The sequence below is a fragment of the Sphingobium bisphenolivorans genome (assembly GCF_000412635.1).
GTDB lineage: Bacteria > Pseudomonadota > Alphaproteobacteria > Sphingomonadales > Sphingomonadaceae > Sphingobium > Sphingobium bisphenolivorans.
Map to the genome: position 1 here is coordinate 20,526 of NZ_ASTG01000005.1, position 16,978 is coordinate 37,503.

12 protein-coding genes and 1 riboswitch are annotated in these 16,978 nt (G+C 65.3%); of the genes, 3 read left to right on the top strand and 9 right to left on the bottom strand.

Annotated elements, in window-relative coordinates:
• The first annotated feature begins 12 nt into the window (after nt 1-12).
• Entirely contained in the window at nt 13-822 is an 810-nt protein-coding gene (locus L858_RS0104240; protein ID WP_022681904.1) for an ABC transporter substrate-binding protein, read from the top strand.
• 27 nt (nt 823-849) lie between these two features.
• On the opposite strand, the gene L858_RS0104245 is transcribed toward L858_RS0104240, so the two are convergent.
• Entirely contained in the window at nt 850-2,700 is a 1,851-nt protein-coding gene (locus tag L858_RS0104245) for a TonB-dependent receptor plug domain-containing protein (RefSeq protein WP_022681905.1), read from the bottom strand.
• Nucleotides 2,701-2,873: 173 nt separating this feature from the next.
• A riboswitch (cobalamin riboswitch) is annotated at nt 2,874-3,088 on the bottom strand.
• Between the two features lie 65 nt (nt 3,089-3,153).
• On the opposite strand from L858_RS0104245, the gene mobA reads away from it, so the two are divergent.
• Nucleotides 3,154-3,690, top strand: coding sequence for a molybdenum cofactor guanylyltransferase (gene mobA / locus L858_RS0104250; RefSeq protein WP_022681906.1), 537 nt, complete (start codon nt 3,154-3,156; stop codon nt 3,688-3,690).
• 83 nt (nt 3,691-3,773) lie between these two features.
• Here the strand turns inward: mobA and cobA are convergent, their stop codons facing one another.
• The 7 genes from cobA to L858_RS0104285 all read right to left on the bottom strand — a co-directional run bounded on the left by cobA (nt 3,774) and on the right by L858_RS0104285 (nt 13,677).
• On the bottom strand, nt 3,774-4,556 hold the full coding sequence (gene cobA, locus L858_RS0104255) for a uroporphyrinogen-III C-methyltransferase (protein WP_022681907.1): 783 nt from the start codon (nt 4,554-4,556) through the stop codon (nt 3,774-3,776).
• Nucleotides 4,543-7,155 carry a nitrate reductase gene (locus tag L858_RS0104260; protein ID WP_022681908.1) on the bottom strand — a complete coding sequence of 871 codons (2,613 nt, stop codon included), beginning with the start codon at nt 7,153-7,155 and terminating at the stop codon, nt 4,543-4,545. Before L858_RS0104260 ends, cobA begins: the two co-directional genes overlap by 14 nt.
• Nucleotides 7,156-7,262: 107 nt before the next feature.
• Nucleotides 7,263-7,598, bottom strand: a complete 336-nt coding sequence (gene nirD / locus L858_RS0104265) for a nitrite reductase small subunit NirD (RefSeq protein ID WP_022681909.1) — start codon at nt 7,596-7,598, stop codon at nt 7,263-7,265.
• 5 nt (nt 7,599-7,603) lie between these two features.
• On the bottom strand, nt 7,604-10,108 hold the full coding sequence (nirB, locus tag L858_RS0104270) for a nitrite reductase large subunit NirB (RefSeq protein WP_022681910.1): 2,505 nt from the start codon (nt 10,106-10,108) through the stop codon (nt 7,604-7,606).
• A 299-nt stretch (nt 10,109-10,407) separates the two neighbouring features.
• Entirely contained in the window at nt 10,408-11,664 is a 1,257-nt protein-coding gene (locus L858_RS0104275) for a nitrate/nitrite transporter (RefSeq protein ID WP_022681911.1), read from the bottom strand.
• Between the two features lie 232 nt (nt 11,665-11,896).
• On the bottom strand, nt 11,897-13,099 hold the full coding sequence (locus tag L858_RS0104280) for an ABC transporter substrate-binding protein (RefSeq protein ID WP_022681912.1): 1,203 nt from the start codon (nt 13,097-13,099) through the stop codon (nt 11,897-11,899).
• Nucleotides 13,096-13,677 (bottom strand): ANTAR domain-containing response regulator, encoded by a 582-nt coding sequence (locus L858_RS0104285; RefSeq protein WP_022681913.1) that lies wholly within the window; start codon nt 13,675-13,677, stop codon nt 13,096-13,098. The genes L858_RS0104280 and L858_RS0104285 overlap by 4 nt, the downstream gene beginning before the upstream one ends.
• Nucleotides 13,678-13,864: 187 nt before the next feature.
• Between L858_RS0104285 and L858_RS0104290 the strand changes: the two genes are divergently transcribed.
• Nucleotides 13,865-15,442 carry an ABC-F family ATP-binding cassette domain-containing protein gene (locus L858_RS0104290; protein ID WP_022681914.1) on the top strand — a complete coding sequence of 526 codons (1,578 nt, stop codon included), beginning with the start codon at nt 13,865-13,867 and terminating at the stop codon, nt 15,440-15,442.
• A 9-nt stretch (nt 15,443-15,451) separates the two neighbouring features.
• Here L858_RS0104290 and L858_RS0104295 read toward each other — a convergent pair whose 3' ends face one another.
• Nucleotides 15,452-16,975 (bottom strand): DHA2 family efflux MFS transporter permease subunit, encoded by a 1,524-nt coding sequence (locus L858_RS0104295; protein WP_022681915.1) that lies wholly within the window; start codon nt 16,973-16,975, stop codon nt 15,452-15,454.
• Nucleotides 16,976-16,978 lie beyond the last annotated feature (3 nt).

Genomic DNA, 16,978 nt, shown 5'->3' on the forward strand with positions numbered 1-16,978 from the left:
ACAGGCGCGGCCATGCGGAGCTTTCGGATCATCGCTGCCCTTGGGGCGCTTGCGCTGGTGAGTGCTGGGCCGCCCCCACCGAAAAGGATCGTCTCGCTCAACACCTGCGCCGACCAATATGTGCTGGCGCTTGCGGACCCGGGACAGATCGCGGCGCTCAGTCCCTATGGTCACGATCCCGAACTGTCGGCGGCGGTCGCGAAGGCGCGGCGCTACCGAACGCTCAAGCGGCCTGCCGAGGAAGTGCTGGCGATCCGCCCGGACCTGCTGATCGGCTTCCCAACCGGGAGCGGCGTCGTCGGCGCTCCGCCCGGCCAATGGCGCACGCTCGGCCTCGCGAGCGCAGACAGCTATGCGATGATCCTGGCGCAAATCCGGCAGGTGGCCGCCGCCGTGGGGCACCCCGCACGCGGCGAGGCGCTGATCGCCAGCATGAACCGCGATCTGGCCGCCCTGCCCCGCGCGCGGCGTGGCGGGATTGCCGCTTACTATCAGCGGCGCGGCTATATGACCGGAACGGGCACGCTGGTGGACGAGCTGATGCGCCGGGTCGGCCTCACCAATCTTGCGGGCAAGCTCGGCCGCCCCGCGCTTTCGCAATTGCCCCTGGAGGAACTGATCGCCGCCCGCCCCGACTGGCTCATTGTCGAGAGCGGCAGCGAGCAGGTGGTCGATCAGGGAACTGAGATGCTGCAACATCCGATCCTGAAGCACATCCCGCGCATCCGCGTGCCGCAGGCGTGGACGGTGTGCGGCGGCCCCGCCTATGTGCAGGCCGCCCGCCTCATGGCGGCGCAGATCAACGCCGCGCCGTCCAGCTGAGAGGGTGAAACCCCTCACACGCGCCCCTTAGAACCGCACACGCACACCCCCATAGGCCGACCGGCCATAGGTGCTGTAGCCATAGACGGTCGCATATTCCTCATCGAACAGATTGTCGATGCGGCCATAGACTTCCAGATTCTCGGTGATCGGCAGCGAAGCGCGGACACCGACCAGCGCATAGCCGTCCAGCCGCTGGGTGTTGGCGGCATCGTTGAAGCTGTCGCCCACCATCGTCACCGTGGCACCGGTGGACAGGCCGAACGACCAGCGATAATCGGCCGACATGCTCACCACGTCCTTCGCCCGGCGCGGCAGCAGCTTGCCTTCGTTGAGGCCGCCTTCGGACCGGTCCTTCGCGTCGATGTAGCTATACGCCGCCGTCACCGTCAGAGCCTCGACCGGCCGCAGGGTGACGGCAGCCTCCACGCCCTTTGCGCGGGTGCGGGTCAGGTTGATATATTGGCCGAAGGGCAGGATGAACCCGTCGAAATAGATCTGGTCATGAATATCGCGGCGGAAGGCGGTGACGGAGAATGTCGCGCGTCCACCATCCAGGCTCTGGTCGAAGCCGACATCGTAGCTTTTGGACGTTTCCGGCTGCAGCGCCGCATTGCCGTTGAAGCTGTCGTAAAGCTGGAAAAGCGAGGGCGCCTTGAACCCCTCGCCATAACTGGCGCGCACATTGGTGCGGCCCTCGTTGGGCGTGTAGTTGGCGTTTGCGCCGAATGTGGTCGCTCCGCCGAACTGGCTGTGATCGTCATGACGAACCCCGCCGGTCAGTGACAAGCCGGCGAAAGGCTTCACCACCGCAAGCGCGTAGACGCTGTCGATATTGACCCGCGCGCTAGCGTCCGAACCAAAGCCGAAAAACGCGTAGTCCGGCCGCTCATGCTCATAGCCCAAGACGAGCTTCACAGGGTCGGCGGGCTGATAGACACCCTCATATTCAAAGCGCAGGTTGGTGCCGGAATAGCCATAGTCGGGTGCCGTCCCGCGCATGAAATAATAGTCGCGATCATTGCGGAACCAGGTGACAGCGGCGCGGTTCGTCAGCTTGCCGTCGAACAGCGACAGGTTGAGCCCGGCATAGCCGATATATTGGTCGAGCTTACTGACGTCGCTCGATTCCATCGGCGCGCCGAAGAAGATGTCGGTGTCGAGATCGGCGTGAATGTAATAGCCGCGCAGGTCGAGGCTGAAATTATCGCTGAAGGCCAGCTTCAGCTTGGCGTTGGTGGCGACATTTTCATAGCCGTCCTTTTCCGTCCCATTGACGGCGGCAGAAATGCCATCCGTGCGGAAATAAGCCACACCAACCCCGCCCGAGGCGATGCCGCTGCTGCCCGACACATCCGCCTTGGCGTTCAGCGTGTCGGCATAGCCATAATCGAGCGAAGCGCTGCCGCCGAAACCCTGCGCCGGTTCGCCGGTCATGATGTTGACGACGCCGCCGATCGCCTGGCTGCCATAGACGACCGAATTGGATCCGCGCAGCACCTCGATCCGGCGGACATTGCCGGTCAGCAGGTTGCCGAAATCATAGCCGTCGCCGATGCCGCTGGGATCGTTGATCTTGACGCCGTCGACGAGCACCAGCGTCTGCGTCGTCTCCGCGCCCCGGATCGACACACCGGTGACGCCGCCGACCGCATCGGCGCGGTTGAAGCGGACGCCCGGCGTCGTCGCCAGCAGGTCGGCGACGCTGACGGTCTGCCGCGTCACGATCGTCTGTTCGTCGATCACCGTCACCGCTTGACCCACTTCGTCGCGCGGCTGCTCGATGCCGAGCGCGGTGACGATGATGTCGTCCCTGTCCTGCGCCAGTGCGGGGGTCGCCGCGAGCAGCGCGGCGAGAGAGATGGTGGCCCTGATCATGTTTCCTGCTTCCCTGAGCGCCGCTGCGACTTGGGGCTCGGGGCTTCCGCTTGCGCGGCCGGTTCAGGGGCGAGTCGACGCCAGTGCCTCGCCTCCGCACCGATACGGCCCCATGCCGCTCGACGTCGCTCAGACGGAAAACACCGTGCCGTGACCAGCCCCTGGGCCAAGGCAAGAGCGACCGGGCGCCGGCAGGTCTCCTGGCTCGCGGGTCAGGGCAACGATGCACGCACCTTCCCGGGCCTGGAGCCCAGTGGCGGGGACTTGTCCCCCGTGCATCGCGCTCGCCGCTTACAGTTGCAGGGACAGCCACGGAATAGGACGGTATCCCGCCCGCACCGCATTCCCGTTTTCAGCCCTTCCGGGCACCGGCGCGATCTTCTTGTGCAAGCGGTTGCCCGCTTGACCCGCGCGCCATAAGGGAAAGACGGGCGTCTGCCAAGGAGGCGATGGATGCGATTGCTGGGCGCGATACTGGCTGGAGGGCGATCGAGCCGCTTCGGGAGCGACAAGGCTGCGGCGATGCTCGACGGGCGGACGTTGCTGGATCATGCCGCGGCGTCGATCGCGCCGCATGTGGAGGCGGTGGTCGTGTGCGGGCGGATTGTCGAGGGGATGATCGGACTGTCCGACCGCCCAGCGCCCGACATGGGGCCGCTCGGCGGACTGAACGCGGCGCTGCATCATGCGGCGGCGCGGGGCTATGACGCCGTGCTGACGACCGGATGCGACGTCCCCGACTATCCCGAAGGGCTGGCCGAAGCGCTGATCGGCGACAGCGCCGCCGTGTTGAAGGGGCAGCAGCTTGCGGGTTTCTGGCCGTCCAGCCTCGCCGATGAACTGGACGCACATCTGGCCGAGGATAATAACCGCTCGATCTACGGCTGGATCGAGCGCGTCGGTGCGCGTATCATCGACCGGCCGGAATATGTGCTACCCAATATCAACCGGCCGGAGGATTTGGCGGCGTTGGAAAAGAGCGGTCGATAGCGATGCGTGTTCCTGCGAAAGCAGGAACCGGCTCGACGACAGGATTGGGCCCCAGCCCCCTCGGGCGCCCGTCATCCTATGCTTCAGACCTTCAGCGCAGCGCTTGCGGCGACTTCGGCCGGAACATGCGTCCCCCCCACCGCTTCCCCGATCATCAGCAGGGTCGGGTCCTCGTCGCTGATCGTCTGAACCAGGAAGGCGAGCGCCGACAGCTTGCCCCGGATCAGACGCTCTGTCGGAAGGGAGACGTTCACCGCCACCATCACCGGCGTTTCAGGATCGCGTCCGGCGGCGATCAACTCGCGGCTGATCTCGGCGGCGGCGGCACGGCCCATATAGATGCCAAGCGTGCTGCCGGGCCGGGCCAATGCTTCCCAATCGAGCTTGAGCGGCTCACCGGCCTTCAGATGCGCCGTCACCATGGTCAGGCCGCGGGCCTTGCCGCGCAGCGTGAGCGAGCAATGGCCGCTCGCCGCCGCCGCGCTGGCGGTCGTGATGCCGGGGCAGATGCTGACGCGAATGCCGTCTTTCGCCAGATGCTCCATCTCCTCCGCCGAGCGCCCGAAGACGGAGGGGTCGCCACCCTTCAGGCGCACGACGCGCTTGCCCGCTTTCGCGGCGGCGAGCAGCAGGTCGTTGATGCTCTCCTGCACCTTGGAGTGCCGGCCCGACCGCTTGCCGACGCTCACCCGTTCTACCCCTTGGGGAATCAGGTCGAGCACGCCCGGCCCCACCAGCGCGTCGAAGAAGACGATCTCCGCCGCTGCGATCAGCTTCTCGGCCTTGCGGGTGAGCAGGTCCGGATCGCCCGGCCCTGCCCCGACCAGCCAGACTTGTCCGGGGGCGATAAGCTCATTCTGCTGCATGGAGCGTCTCCTGCGGGATTTGGGCGAGGATGTTGGCGAGCGCGGGCCGGCAGGACCCGCAATTGGTGCCCGCGCCGATCGCCTTGCCGATGGCCGGCACGTCGACCAGATTCTGCTCGCGGATAGCCGCCATGATCTGGTTGAGGCCAATGTCGAAGCAGACGCAGATGGTCGGCCCCTTGTCGGGCTGATTGCCCGGCCCGCGCGCCGCGAGGACGGAGGCGCCCACCTGCTCGACTTCCAACTGGCTGATGAGCCAGTCACGCGACGGGAGCTGCCCGGTGCGCGTAACGATCAGGATGCCCGCAAGCCGGCCTTCGCTGATGATCGCCACGCGGCGGGTGCCGCGCGTCTGGTCGATGGCTTCGACGCGGTCGCCCTTGGGCAGGCAAGCTTCCAGCCGGGCGGCATCGCCATTGCCCGCGACCTCATAGAGAGCGCCCCCGGGCACGGTGATGCGCGTGGCCCACAGGCAGGGAATCCTGACGGGCTGATCACCGCGCAGGATCAGGAAGCCCTTCCATTCGGTCGCCACCTTCTCCAGCGCCGCCGGGGTCGATTTGAAGCCGGGCTGGCCCGAATGGGGATCAACCAGCGGACGGGGCAGCAGGCCGGTGCGACCGCCGGTCGAAACCTGATCTGTCCAGTGGATCGGCGTGAAGATCTCGCCGACCCGCTGGCCTTCGCTCAAGGCGGCGCGGAAGATGCTGTCCCCCTGCGCGGTCGAGACGCGAGCGAGATCGCCATCAGCGATGCCCAGCGCCTCCGCATCCTGCGGATGCACTTCGACCAGCGGTTCTTCCCGGTGGCGGGCAAGCTTGGGCGCGAGGCCTGTGCGCGTCATCGTGTGCCACTGGTCGCGATAGCGCCCGGTGTTGAGCGTCAAAGGCCACTGTTTCAGCGGCCCCTGCATGTCCATCTGCCTGGTGAGAAGCAGCCGCGCCTTGCCATCCGGCGTTGAGAAGCGGCCGTCGCTGAAGGGCTTGTCACCGCCCCAGCGGAACGGCTCCATCGCCTCATAGGCGTCGTTACCGATCGTCGCCTGCGCGCGCAGGTTGAGCAGGCGCTGCCCCTCATTCTGATAGGCGGTGAGGCGCGCATGCTCGCGCCAGATGTCGGCGGGCCGGTGATAGGCGAAGGCATTGGCCCAGCCCATACGGCTTGCGACTTCCTTGATGATCCACCAGTCCGGCTTCGCCTCGCCGGGCAGCGCCAAAAAGGGACGCTGGCGGCTGATCGTGCGGTCGGAATTGGTGACCGTGCCGTCCTTCTCACCCCAGCCGGCGGCGGGCAGGCGGACATCGGCATGAACGCTGGTGTCGGTGTCTGCGATGATGTCCGACACGACGAGGAAGGGCACCGCCTCCAGCGCTTCCCGCACACGGCCCGCGTCGGGCAGCGAGACGGCAGGGTTGGTCGCCATCACCCAGAGCGCCTTGATCCGCCCTTCGTTGATCGCGCGGAACAGGTCGACGGCCTTCAGGCCCGGCTTGGCCGCCATGTGCGGCGCGGCCCAGAAGCGGCTCACCCGCTCCACATTTTCGGGCGCGAAGTCCATATGGGCAGCGAGCGTCGAAGCAAGCCCGCCGACTTCACGGCCGCCCATGGCATTGGGCTGGCCGGTGATCGAGAAAGGCGCGGCGCCCGGCTTGCCGATCCGGCCAGTGGCAAGGTGGACGTTGATGATCGCGTTCACCTGATCGGTGCCGCGGATCGACTGGTTGATCCCTTGGCTGAACAGTGTCACCGTCCGGGGCATGGCGGCGAACAGCTTGTAGAACTGCTCCAGCAGCGCGGGCGCTATGTCGCATGTCTTGGCCGTGGTCCACAGGTCGTGACCGGTGCGGATATGCTCCCAAAAATCGTCCGGAGCGCTCACATGATCGCCCAGGAAAGCGGGATCGGTGATCCCCTGCGCGTCGCACCAGGCAAGGAGGCCGTTCATCAACGCGACGTCGGTGCCGGGTTTCACCGGCAGATGCAGGTCCGCGCCCTCGCAAGTCTCCGTGCGGCGCGGATCGATCACGACCAGCTTGGTGCCGCGCGCGGAGCGCGCTGCCTGGATGCGCTGATAGACGATCGGGTGGCACCAGGCTGTGTTGGAGCCGACCAGCACGATCAGGTCCGCTTCCTCCAGATCGTCATAGCTGGCGGGCACCACATCCTCGCCGAAAGCGCGATTGTGCCCGGCGACCGCGCTCGACATGCAAAGGCGGCTGTTGGTGTCGATATTCGCCGTGCCGATAAATCCCTTCATCAGCTTGTTGGCGACATAATAATCCTCGGTCAGCAACTGGCCGGAGACATAGAAGGCGACGCTGTCGGGGCCGTGACGGTCGATAGTTTCGCGGAACTTCTTCGCGACCAAATCGAGCGCCTTGTCCCAGCTGGCGCGCTTGGCGCCGATCATCGGGTGCAGCAGGCGGCCTTGCAGCCCCACCGTCTCGCCCAGATGCGTGCCCTTGGAGCAGAGGCGGCCGCCATTGGCGGGATGCGTCTCGTCGCCCTTGATCATGACCGACCTGGGGCCGGTCGGCGTGGCCGAGATGCCGCAGCCGACGCCGCAATAGGCGCAGGTGGTGCGGATGGCCTCTGTCATGCCTTACCTCGTCTTCTTAGGAGAGAATTGGGTGGAGGTGCCTGCCGCAAGGGATGGCCAGCAGGCTCCCTCCACCCGGGTCCCCGCTGTAAGTGGGGACCGAAAGCTCAAGCTGCGGCCTTCAGCGCGACGGGGCGAGCGATCAGGATGCGACCGCCCTCCTCTTTGACCGCGATGGTCGGCGTGCAGCCCTCGTCATTGCCCTGCGCCTCGCCCGTCTTCAGGGCAATGTTCCAGTTATGCAGCGGACAGGCGACGCTGTGGCCATGGACGATGCCCTGACTCAGCGGTCCCTTCTTGTGCGGGCATTCATTGACCAGCGCGAAGACTTTGTCGTCGCCGGTGCGGAACACCGCGATTTCCTTCTCCCCGGCGATCTGTACAGTGCGGGCGCCGCGCTGGGGAATGTCGGCCAGCGTTCCGATGTCGATCCAGTCGGTCATGTGTCTTACTCCGCAGCGATGGCGATGGGGTCGAGATGCTGGTGCAGTTCGGCATGCTGGCCGGCTGCGCGTTCCGCCCATGGATCGTCCTGGCTGAAGCTCTGCGAATAGAGGAAGCGGGAGCGCAGATGCTCACGACCCGCCTCGTCCTCGACGATGCGGCTCTTGATGTAATCCACGCCCACACGCTCGATCCACGGCGCGGTGCGCTCCAGATAGCGCGCTTCCTCGCGGTAGAGCTGGATGAAGGCGGCGCAATAATCCAGCGCCTCCTGCTCGGTCGAAACCTTGCACAGCAGGTCGGTGGCGCGGACATGGATGCCGCCATTGCCCCCGACATGCAGTTCATAGCCGGAGTCCACGCAGACCACGCCAAAGTCCTTGATCGTCGCCTCCGCGCAATTGCGGGGGCAGCCGGATGCCGCAATCTTGAACTTGTGGGGCATCCACGATCCCCAGGTCATCCGCTCGATCTTGACGCCGAGGCCGGTCGAATCCTGCGTGCCGAAGCGGCACCATTCGCTGCCGACGCAGGTCTTCACCGTGCGCAGCGACTTGCCATAGGCGTGGCCCGACACCATGCCCGCGGCGTTGAGGTCGGCCCAGACGGCGGGCAGGTCTTCCTTCCTGATGCCGAAGATGTCGAGACGCTGGCCGCCGGTAACCTTCACCATCGGGGCGTTGTACTTCTCGACCACGTCCGCGATCGCGCGCAGTTCGGTCGGATTGGTGAGGCCACCCCACATTCGCGGGACGACCGAATAGGTGCCGTCCTTCTGGATGTTGGCGTGCATGCGCTCATTGACGAAGCGGCTCTGCTGGTCGTCCTGATATTCACCGGGCAGCGCGCAGAGCAGATAATAATTCAGCGCAGGGCGGCAGGACGAGCAACCGTCCGGCGTCGACCAGTGCAGCCGCTGCATCACCTCGGGGATCGAACGCATATTCTGCGCCACGATCTCGCGGCGGACATCATCATGGCCGAAGCTGGTGCACTTGCACATCGTCCTGGGACCGGACTGGACGTCATCGCCCAGCACCACCGCCAGCAGATTTTCGACCAGACCCGTGCAGCTGCCGCAGCTTGCGGACGCCTTGCAGCTGCCACGCACCGCATCGAGGCTACATGCACCCTTTTCGATGCAGGCAACGACCTGGCCCTTGCTGACGCCGTTGCAGCCGCAGATCTCGGCATCGTCCGAGAGCGCCGCAACGGCCGCTTTAGGGTCCAGCGCGCCCCCTCCCGAGGCGAAAGCCTGACCGAAGATCAGCAGGTCGCGGATTTCCGCGACATCTTCCTCGCGCTTGAGCAGATCGAAATACCAGCCGCCATCGACGGTATCGCCATAGAGCACGGCGCCGACGATCTTGTCATCCTTGACCACGACGCGCTTGTAGACGCCCCGCGAAGCATCGCGCAGGACGATATCCTCGCAACCTTCGCCACCCGAGAAATCACCAGCCGAGAAAACATCCAGACCGGCAACCTTGAGCTTCGTCGACGTGACCGAGCCCTTGTAGCCTGTATGCTGGTCGGTCAGGCCATCGGCGAGGCTGCGGCACATGTCCCACAGCGGCGCGACCAGGCCATAGACATTGCCGTCATGTTCGACGCATTCGCCAACCGCCAGCACGTCGGGGTCGCTGGTGACCATATGGTCGTCGACCTTGATGCCGCGGTTGACGTCGAGACCGGCTTCGCGGGCCAGTGCAGTCGAGGGACGGATGCCCACCGCCATCACCACCAAGCTCGCGGGAATTTCGGTCCCGTCCTTCAGGCGGACGCCCTCGACCTTGCCGTGGCCGTAGATCGCCTCGGTGTTGGCGCCGGTCAGGATGGTCTGGCCGCGCCCTTCGAGCGCGGTCTTGAGCAGCCAGCCCGCCGCTTCATCGAGCTGCCGCTCCATCAGCGTGTCCATGAGGTGGATCACAGTCACCTTCATGCCGCGCAGGGTGAGGCCGTGCGCCGCTTCCAGCCCAAGCAGACCGCCACCGATCACCACGGCGCTACCGCCCTTTCCGGCGGCTTCGAGCATGGTGTCGACATCCTTCATGTCGCGGAAGCTGATCACGCCCGGCAGATCCTTGCCCGGAACCGGAATGATGAACGGATCGGAACCCGTTGCGATCAGCAGCTTGTCATAGCCAACAGTGCGACCCGACTGGCTCGTGACGGTCTTGGCGGTGCGGTCGATGCCCGTCACCGGATCACCCGCGATCAGCTCGATATTGTTCTCGCTGTACCATTCGCGGCTGTTGATGATGATGTCATCGAAGCTCTTTTCCCCGGCCAGTACCGGCGAGAGCATGATGCGGTTATAATTCACATAGGGTTCCGCCCCGAAGATGGTGACGCGATAGCGATCCTTGTCGCGCGCCAGCAATTCCTCGACCGCGCGGCAACCGGCCATGCCGTTGCCCACAACAACCAGATGTTCACGAACATCTTCGCAGGGCACGAAGATTTCCTCCTCGCTTGCCGTTGCCGGTCCGTTGTTCTGAAAATCCATCCCTTGACTCCAGAATGAAAAAAAAGGCCGCCATCCAGACCCCCGGTTCAGAACCGAAAGTCAGGATGGCGGCCTTGCCATCATAAGCGCCTTGATAACCCGTCAGTGGGCCACCGCAGCTATGTCAGAAAGGACAACCCTGTCCTTTGCATTGCAGCATATGCTTTTGACGATTCGGGTCAAGCGATTCCTCGCATAACGATGTATTTTGTCTTCGCCGTCACCCGCCATATCGCAGACGCGAAAAGGGCGGCGGCCTTGCGCGGGCCGCCGCCTCCTCTCCTGCCAAGCGATTTGGATCAGATGCGCGCGGCCGTGCTCCAGGTGGCGCGCCACTTGGCCCGCACCGCCGAGATGCCCAGGAAGGCGACCAGCGCCAACCCTGCGAAGATCAGGAAGCCAGGCGCGAAGCTGCCGGTGAACTGCTTGGCGATACCCAGCGACGAGGCAAGGTAGAAGCCGCCAATGCCGCCCGCCATGCCGACCAGGCCGGTCATGACGCCGATTTCCTCCTGGAAGCGCTGCGGCACTAGCTGGAATACCGAGCCATTGCCGACGCCCAGCGCCAGCATCGCCGCGACGAAGAAGCCGAGAGCCGAGACGAGCGTGGGTGCGAAGGACACGCCCGTCAGCGCCAGCGCGGCGGCGATATAGACCATCATCAGCGCCTTGACGCCGCCGATCTTGTCGGCGAGCGCGCCGCCCATCGGACGGATCAGCGACCCGGCGAACACGCAGCCCGCGGTGCAATATCCGGCGACCACCGGGGTCAGGCCGAACTGGTCGGTGAAGTAGATCGGCAGCGAGGCGGCAAGGCCCACGAAGCCGCCGAAGGTCACGGCATAAAAGCCCATCAGCCACCAAGCGTCGGCGCTCTTGAGCGGTCGGAAATAGTCCGCCAGCTTCTTGGGCGCCGGGGCGTTGGGCGCGTTCTTCGCCATGATCATGTAGATGACGAAGACGATGCTGAGCGGAATGCAGGCGAGGCCCAGCACCGAATTCCAGCCAAAGGCCTTGGCAAGCATCGGCGCGAACAGCGAAGCGAGCACCGTGCCCGAATTGCCCATGCCCGCGAGGCCCATGGCCTTGCCCTGATGCTCAGGCGGATACCAGCGGCTGGCGAGCGGCAGCGCAATGGCGAAGCTTGCCCCGGCAAAGCCCAGGATCACCCCCAGCGCCAGCGTGCCGCCGAAGCTGTTGACGCCCATGACCCAGGCGGTGAACAGGCCGGCGATGACGATCACCTGGCTGATCGCGCCCGCCTGCTTGCAACCGATACGGTCGACCAGCAGGCCGTTGACCACCCGCAGCAGCGCGCCAGCCAGCGTGGGCACCGCGACCATCAGCCCCTTTTGCGCGGGAGTCAGCCCGAGGGTCTGAGAGATGGATGGCGCCAGCGGCCCCAGCAGTACCCACACCATGAAGGCGAGGTCGAAATAGAGGAAGGCGGCGATGAGCGTCGGCGTGTGGCCAGCCTTCCAGAAGCTGGTCTGCTCCGCTGTTGCCTGGCCTTCTGGCCGCTCCCCCTCCGGGCGATCCCAATATGCAGTTGCCATGATGACGTCCCTCGATCTTTCTGAACTGGACACGAAAAAAGCCGCCTCCGGACCTCGTTCTTCACGAAATCCGGCCAGCGGCTTTGCTGCAAAATCTGAAGGAGAGCGTCGTCCCGTCCTTGGGAAGGCTCATCCTGTAAAGCGCGCTTCGTCGCGCGACTCTCATCTTATCCCGCGAATTGACCTATGTTGCAAGGCACAAAATTCTAACGCGGCACCTCTGTGGGCCGGATCAGAAACTCGCCAGGAAATCCTCGATGCGTTCGGGATCGAACACCCGCCCGTCGAAAAAGCGGTCCGGCCCCAGCGTCAACTCTCCCCGCTTTGACCCGACAGCCAAGGGCGAACCGACAGCGCCCTCCAGCTTCATGCTTGCGCCGGGCAGCGGCACGTCGCTTTCGGCGAGCGCGCGGCGGAAAATATCGGGTCGGAACACCGATCCCGCCCGGGCCGCATTTTCCGCATTATGTTCGACCATCTTCCAGCGGACGAGCTGCGAATAGATCCAGAGCGCCTGACTCCGCCAGGGAAATGGCGTCGCCTCCCGTGAGAACAGCATGAAGTCGGGCATGTGCAGCGGCGCCATGTCGCCCCGCGCCACGATCCGGCCGGACAGCGCGCGCAGGATCACGTCCGCGGGCTGGTCGACATAGCGTGGGTTGGAGAGCAGGTGCGACAGCGCCTCATGATTTGCCGCGTCGTCGCACCAGGCGGCGGCCCGCACCAGCGCGCGGATCAACCGGTCGACGCTGTCGGGATTTTCCTCCAGCCAGGGCGTGCGGAAGGCCAGCACCTTCTCCACCCCGCGCCGCCAAATACGTTCCCCGACCGCGACGGCTTCGGCAAGCCCCGCATCCACCGCAGCGCTGCCCCATGGCTCGCCGGCGATGAAACCGTCAATCTCCCCCGCCCGCATCGCCTCCACAGTGAGCGATGGCGGCACCACACGCAGCATCACGTCTCGGTCTGGATCGACCCCGGCGCTCGCCAGCCAATAACGGAGCATGATGGCATGGCTGGAAAAGCGATGGACCACTCCGATCACCGGCTTGCGTTTCCACAGGCCGATCGCGGCAGCGAAATCATGCGCGGTGCCCAGCGGATCATCGAGCCGCGCGATCACGTCCGGGTCCAGCGCCTGCGCGAACTCGCTCGCCATCACCAGCATATTGCCGTTGACGTTAAGCTTGTACGGGGCGGAGAGTGGCGCGGCCTGCTGGCTGAGGCCCAGCGTCACCGCGACGGCGAGCGGCGCCAGCATGTGCGCGGCCTGCACCTGGCCGAAGATCAGCCGGTCGCGCAATGTCGCCCAGCTGACCGTGCGGACGAGATCGAGCGCCAGCCCCTCCTCCTCGGCGAAGCCCTTCTCCCGGGCCACCGCCAGCACGGCGGCGTCGGTCAGCGGCAGGAATGCGATGCGCAGCGCCGTCGTCATAGGCCTCCCCCAAGCAGGTCGCTGGCGGTTATAAGGGCCTGAGCGACATCCACGATCTTCTTCCCCTGGTTCATCGCGCTCGATCGCAGCAGCGCATAGGCGTCCGGTTCATTGAGGCCGCGCTGGCTCATCAGGATCGACTTGGCGCGATCGATGATCTTGCGGTCGGACAGCTGGGTGCGCGCCTCGTCCAGTTCCGACTGGATCTTCGCAAAGGCGTTGAAACGGCGCACCGCGAGTTCCAGCACCGGCTTCACCCGCTCCTTGCGTAGCCCGTCGACGACATAGGCCGAAACGCCTGCATCGATGGCCGCGCCGATCATCGACTCGTCGGACTGATCGACGAACATCGCGATCGGCCGGGCCAGGGCGCGGCTGACCGACAGCATTTCCTCAAGCGTGTCGCGGCTGGGACTGCCGAGGTCCATCAGCACGACGTCGGGCGCCATGCGCTCCAGCCGCGCGACGAAGCCGCCGCGCGGTGGTACGATGTGGATATCGTCATAGCCCGCCTCGCGCAGCCCTTCCTCCAAGACCGTCGCGCGCAGGCCACTGTCGTCGATGATGACGATTCGCATGGGACCCCAAACCGTTTTGCCCTTCAGTGACCGCGATGCTGCGCCGCGTCAATCGCGCCCTTTGCGTAACGGTTGCGTCGCCTGGCAGACCGTTATAGCGTGGCCGCTCCATTTCGAAGGATGCCTATCGTGAACAACCCTCTGATCGCAAAGCCCAATTGCTGTGCCTTCAGGGAAGTTTTCGTTCATGCCTGCCATCACCCTTTCAAATCTCAGCTGGTCCGCCCCTGACGGGACGGCGGTCCTTTCCAACGTCGATTTCCGCTTCACGACTGAACGAATCGGCCTTCTCGGGCGCAACGGCGTCGGCAAATCGACCCTGCTCGCGCTGATCGCCGGGGAGAGAATGCCTGCGTCTGGCAGCGTGCATGTGACGGGGAACGTGGCCACTCTGCGACAGACGGTCCAGGTCGCGCCGCAGGAAAGCGTCGCGGACGTGTTCGGCGTCGCCGACGCGCTGGCGCTGCTCGACAAGGCCGAGCGCGGCGATGCCGACATGGCCGAGTTGGAGCAATGCGACTGGACGCTGCCGGCGCAAATCGAGGAGGCGCTGGCGGAAGTCGGGATCACCGCCGATCCCGCCACCGCACTGCACCGCCTTTCCGGCGGGCAGCGCAGCCGTGCCGCGCTGGCTGGCGTGATGTTCCGCAGGCCCGACTTCCTGCTGCTGGACGAACCGACCAACAATCTCGACGCGGCTGGGCGGGATGTGCTGCGCGACCTGCTCGCCCGCTGGCCGGCGGGCGCCATCGTCGTCAGCCATGATCGCGCGCTGCTGGAAGAGATGGATGCGATCGCGGAGCTGACGACGCTGGGGATCAGCCGCTATGGCGGCAACTGGTCCAGTTATCGCGCCCGCAAGGAAAGCGAACTCGCCTCCGCCGCGCAGCAGCTCGACCATGCCGAGCGTCGCGTGAAGGAGGTCGAGCGGCGAAGCAGGGCCGCGGCCGAGCGCAAGCAGCGCCGCGATTCGGCCGGATCGCGCAAGGGCGCACGCGGCGACATGCCGCGTATTCTGATCGGCATGCGCAAGGATCGGGCCGAGGGGTCTGGCGGGACCGGCGTGCGCCTTGCCGAGCGCCTGCGACGCGACGCGCTGGAGGCTGCGGAAGCGGCGCGCGGCCGGGTGGAGATTGTGGACAGCCTTTCTGTGACGCTGCCTTCCGCCGCTGTTCAGCCCGGGCAGATGATCCTGCGGCTGGAAGATGTGACCGGCGGCCATGACCCGGACCGGCCACTGTTCTGCGGCTTGACGCTGGATATCAAGGGGCTGGAGCGGGTCGCCATCAGCGGACCGAACGGCGCGGGCAAATCGACGCTGCTGCACCTGATCGCCGGGTTGCTCCCGCCGCTGGCCGGCAGCGTCCACCGGCCCGTTGCCTGCGCGCTGCTGGACCAGCGTGTTTCTCTGCTCGACCCGAATTTGAACATCGCGGACAATTTCGCGCGCATGCATCCCCAGGCGAGCGTCAATGCCGTGCGCGCGGCGCTCGCCCGGTTTCGCTTCCGCGCGGACCTGGCGTTGCAGCAGGTGGGCACGCTGAGCGGCGGTCAACTGCTGCGTGCCGGGCTCGCCTGCGTGCTCGGCGGCGAGACGCTGCCGCCGCTGCTGATGCTGGACGAGCCCACCAACCATCTCGACATCGATTCAGTCGGCGCGATCGAACAGGGCCTGGCGGGCTATGACGGGACACTGATCGTCGTCAGCCACGACCGGGCCTTCCTGGACGCGATCGGCATCACGCGCTTTATCGAGCTTGGGTGAGCAGCGCGCTCAATGCGCCTTGGACATATCCACGGCGCCAGCGGGCTTCGGCGCGATCCACACCATGACGCTCGCAAGGAAGAAGATGAGAGCCGAGATGACGAAGATGTGGTTCATCGAAACCATGGACGCTTGCTGCTCGACCAGATTGGACAGCATCTGCGGCGCCTGCTCAGGCGAAAGGCCGGCATCCACGAGGCGCGTCCCGACGTCCGGTCCAAGCGCGTCCACCAGTTCGTTGCGGGACACCCGCTGTCCATTGCCCCAACCGGTCAATACCAGCGACGTCGAAACGGCGACCGCAAGCGTACGGAGGAAATTCTGCATCCCCGCCGCCGATGCCGTCTCCTCCGGCCTGACCGAGCCGAGCGTCAGCATCGTCAACGGGACCATGAAGAATGGCATCGCCAAGCCTTGGACGACTTGAGGCATCGATAAGGTCCAGAAATCTGCTGAAGTGGTCCAGTGGGACCGCCACATGGTGACGAAGCCCATCCATATGACAGAGGCAGAGATGATGAGCCGCACGTCAATCTTGCCCAGTACTCGACCGGCCAGGGGAGCGACGAGGATCGCGGTGAGCGCCGTGAATGCTGTCACATATCCCGCCAGCTGCGCCGTGTAGCCGACGGACGTCTGCAGCCATTGCGGGATCATGACGATGCCTGCGAAATAGGCGCCGAAACAGAGTGACAAGGTGATGACGCCGGACGTGAAGCCGGCATGCCGGAACACCCGCAGATCAACGATCGGATGCTCCTCGGTCAGTTCCCAGATGATGAAGACCAGGAATCCTATGCCCGCCATGACCGCCAGCGCTACGATCAGCGGGTCGGCGAACCAGTCATGATCGCGGCCAATGTCGAGCATGATCTGAAGGCAGCCGATCCAGAAGATCAGCAGGCCCAGTCCCGCCAGATCGACCGGCAGCTTGCGCCGTTCCGTCTCGGCCGGGCCGAGCAGGACAAGCGCGAAGAATATACAAACCGCTGCGACCGGCAGGTTGATGAAGAAGATCCAGTGCCAGCTCCAATTGTCGCTGATATAGCCGCCGATGATCGGTCCGGCAGCGGGGCCGGCCAGCGTCGTCATCGTCCATATGGCCATCACACGTCCCCGCGTTTCGGGCGGGAAGATCCGCATCAACAGCGTCTGCGACATGGGCATGAGCGGCCCGCCGCACAGCCCCTGGCCGACACGGCAGGCGACCAGCATGCCTAAAGTGGGGGAAAGGCCGCACAGCAGGGAGAAAAGGCCAAAGCCCACCATGCTGGTGGTGAAAACGCGAACCGCACCGAAGCGCTGGGCCAGCCACCCCGCCAACGGGACGCAGATGGCGTCGGCCACGGCATAGGATGTGATGATCCATGTGCCCTGGTCCGGCGCTATGCCGAGATTGCCGGCGATGTGCGGGACGGAGACGTTGGCGATCGTCAGGTCCAACACGACCATGAAATTGGCCATCGCCAGCACCAGCCCCGCCAGCATGCGCTGGCGCGGGGTCATGGCAGCGATCTGCGCCGGGTTATTCACAAG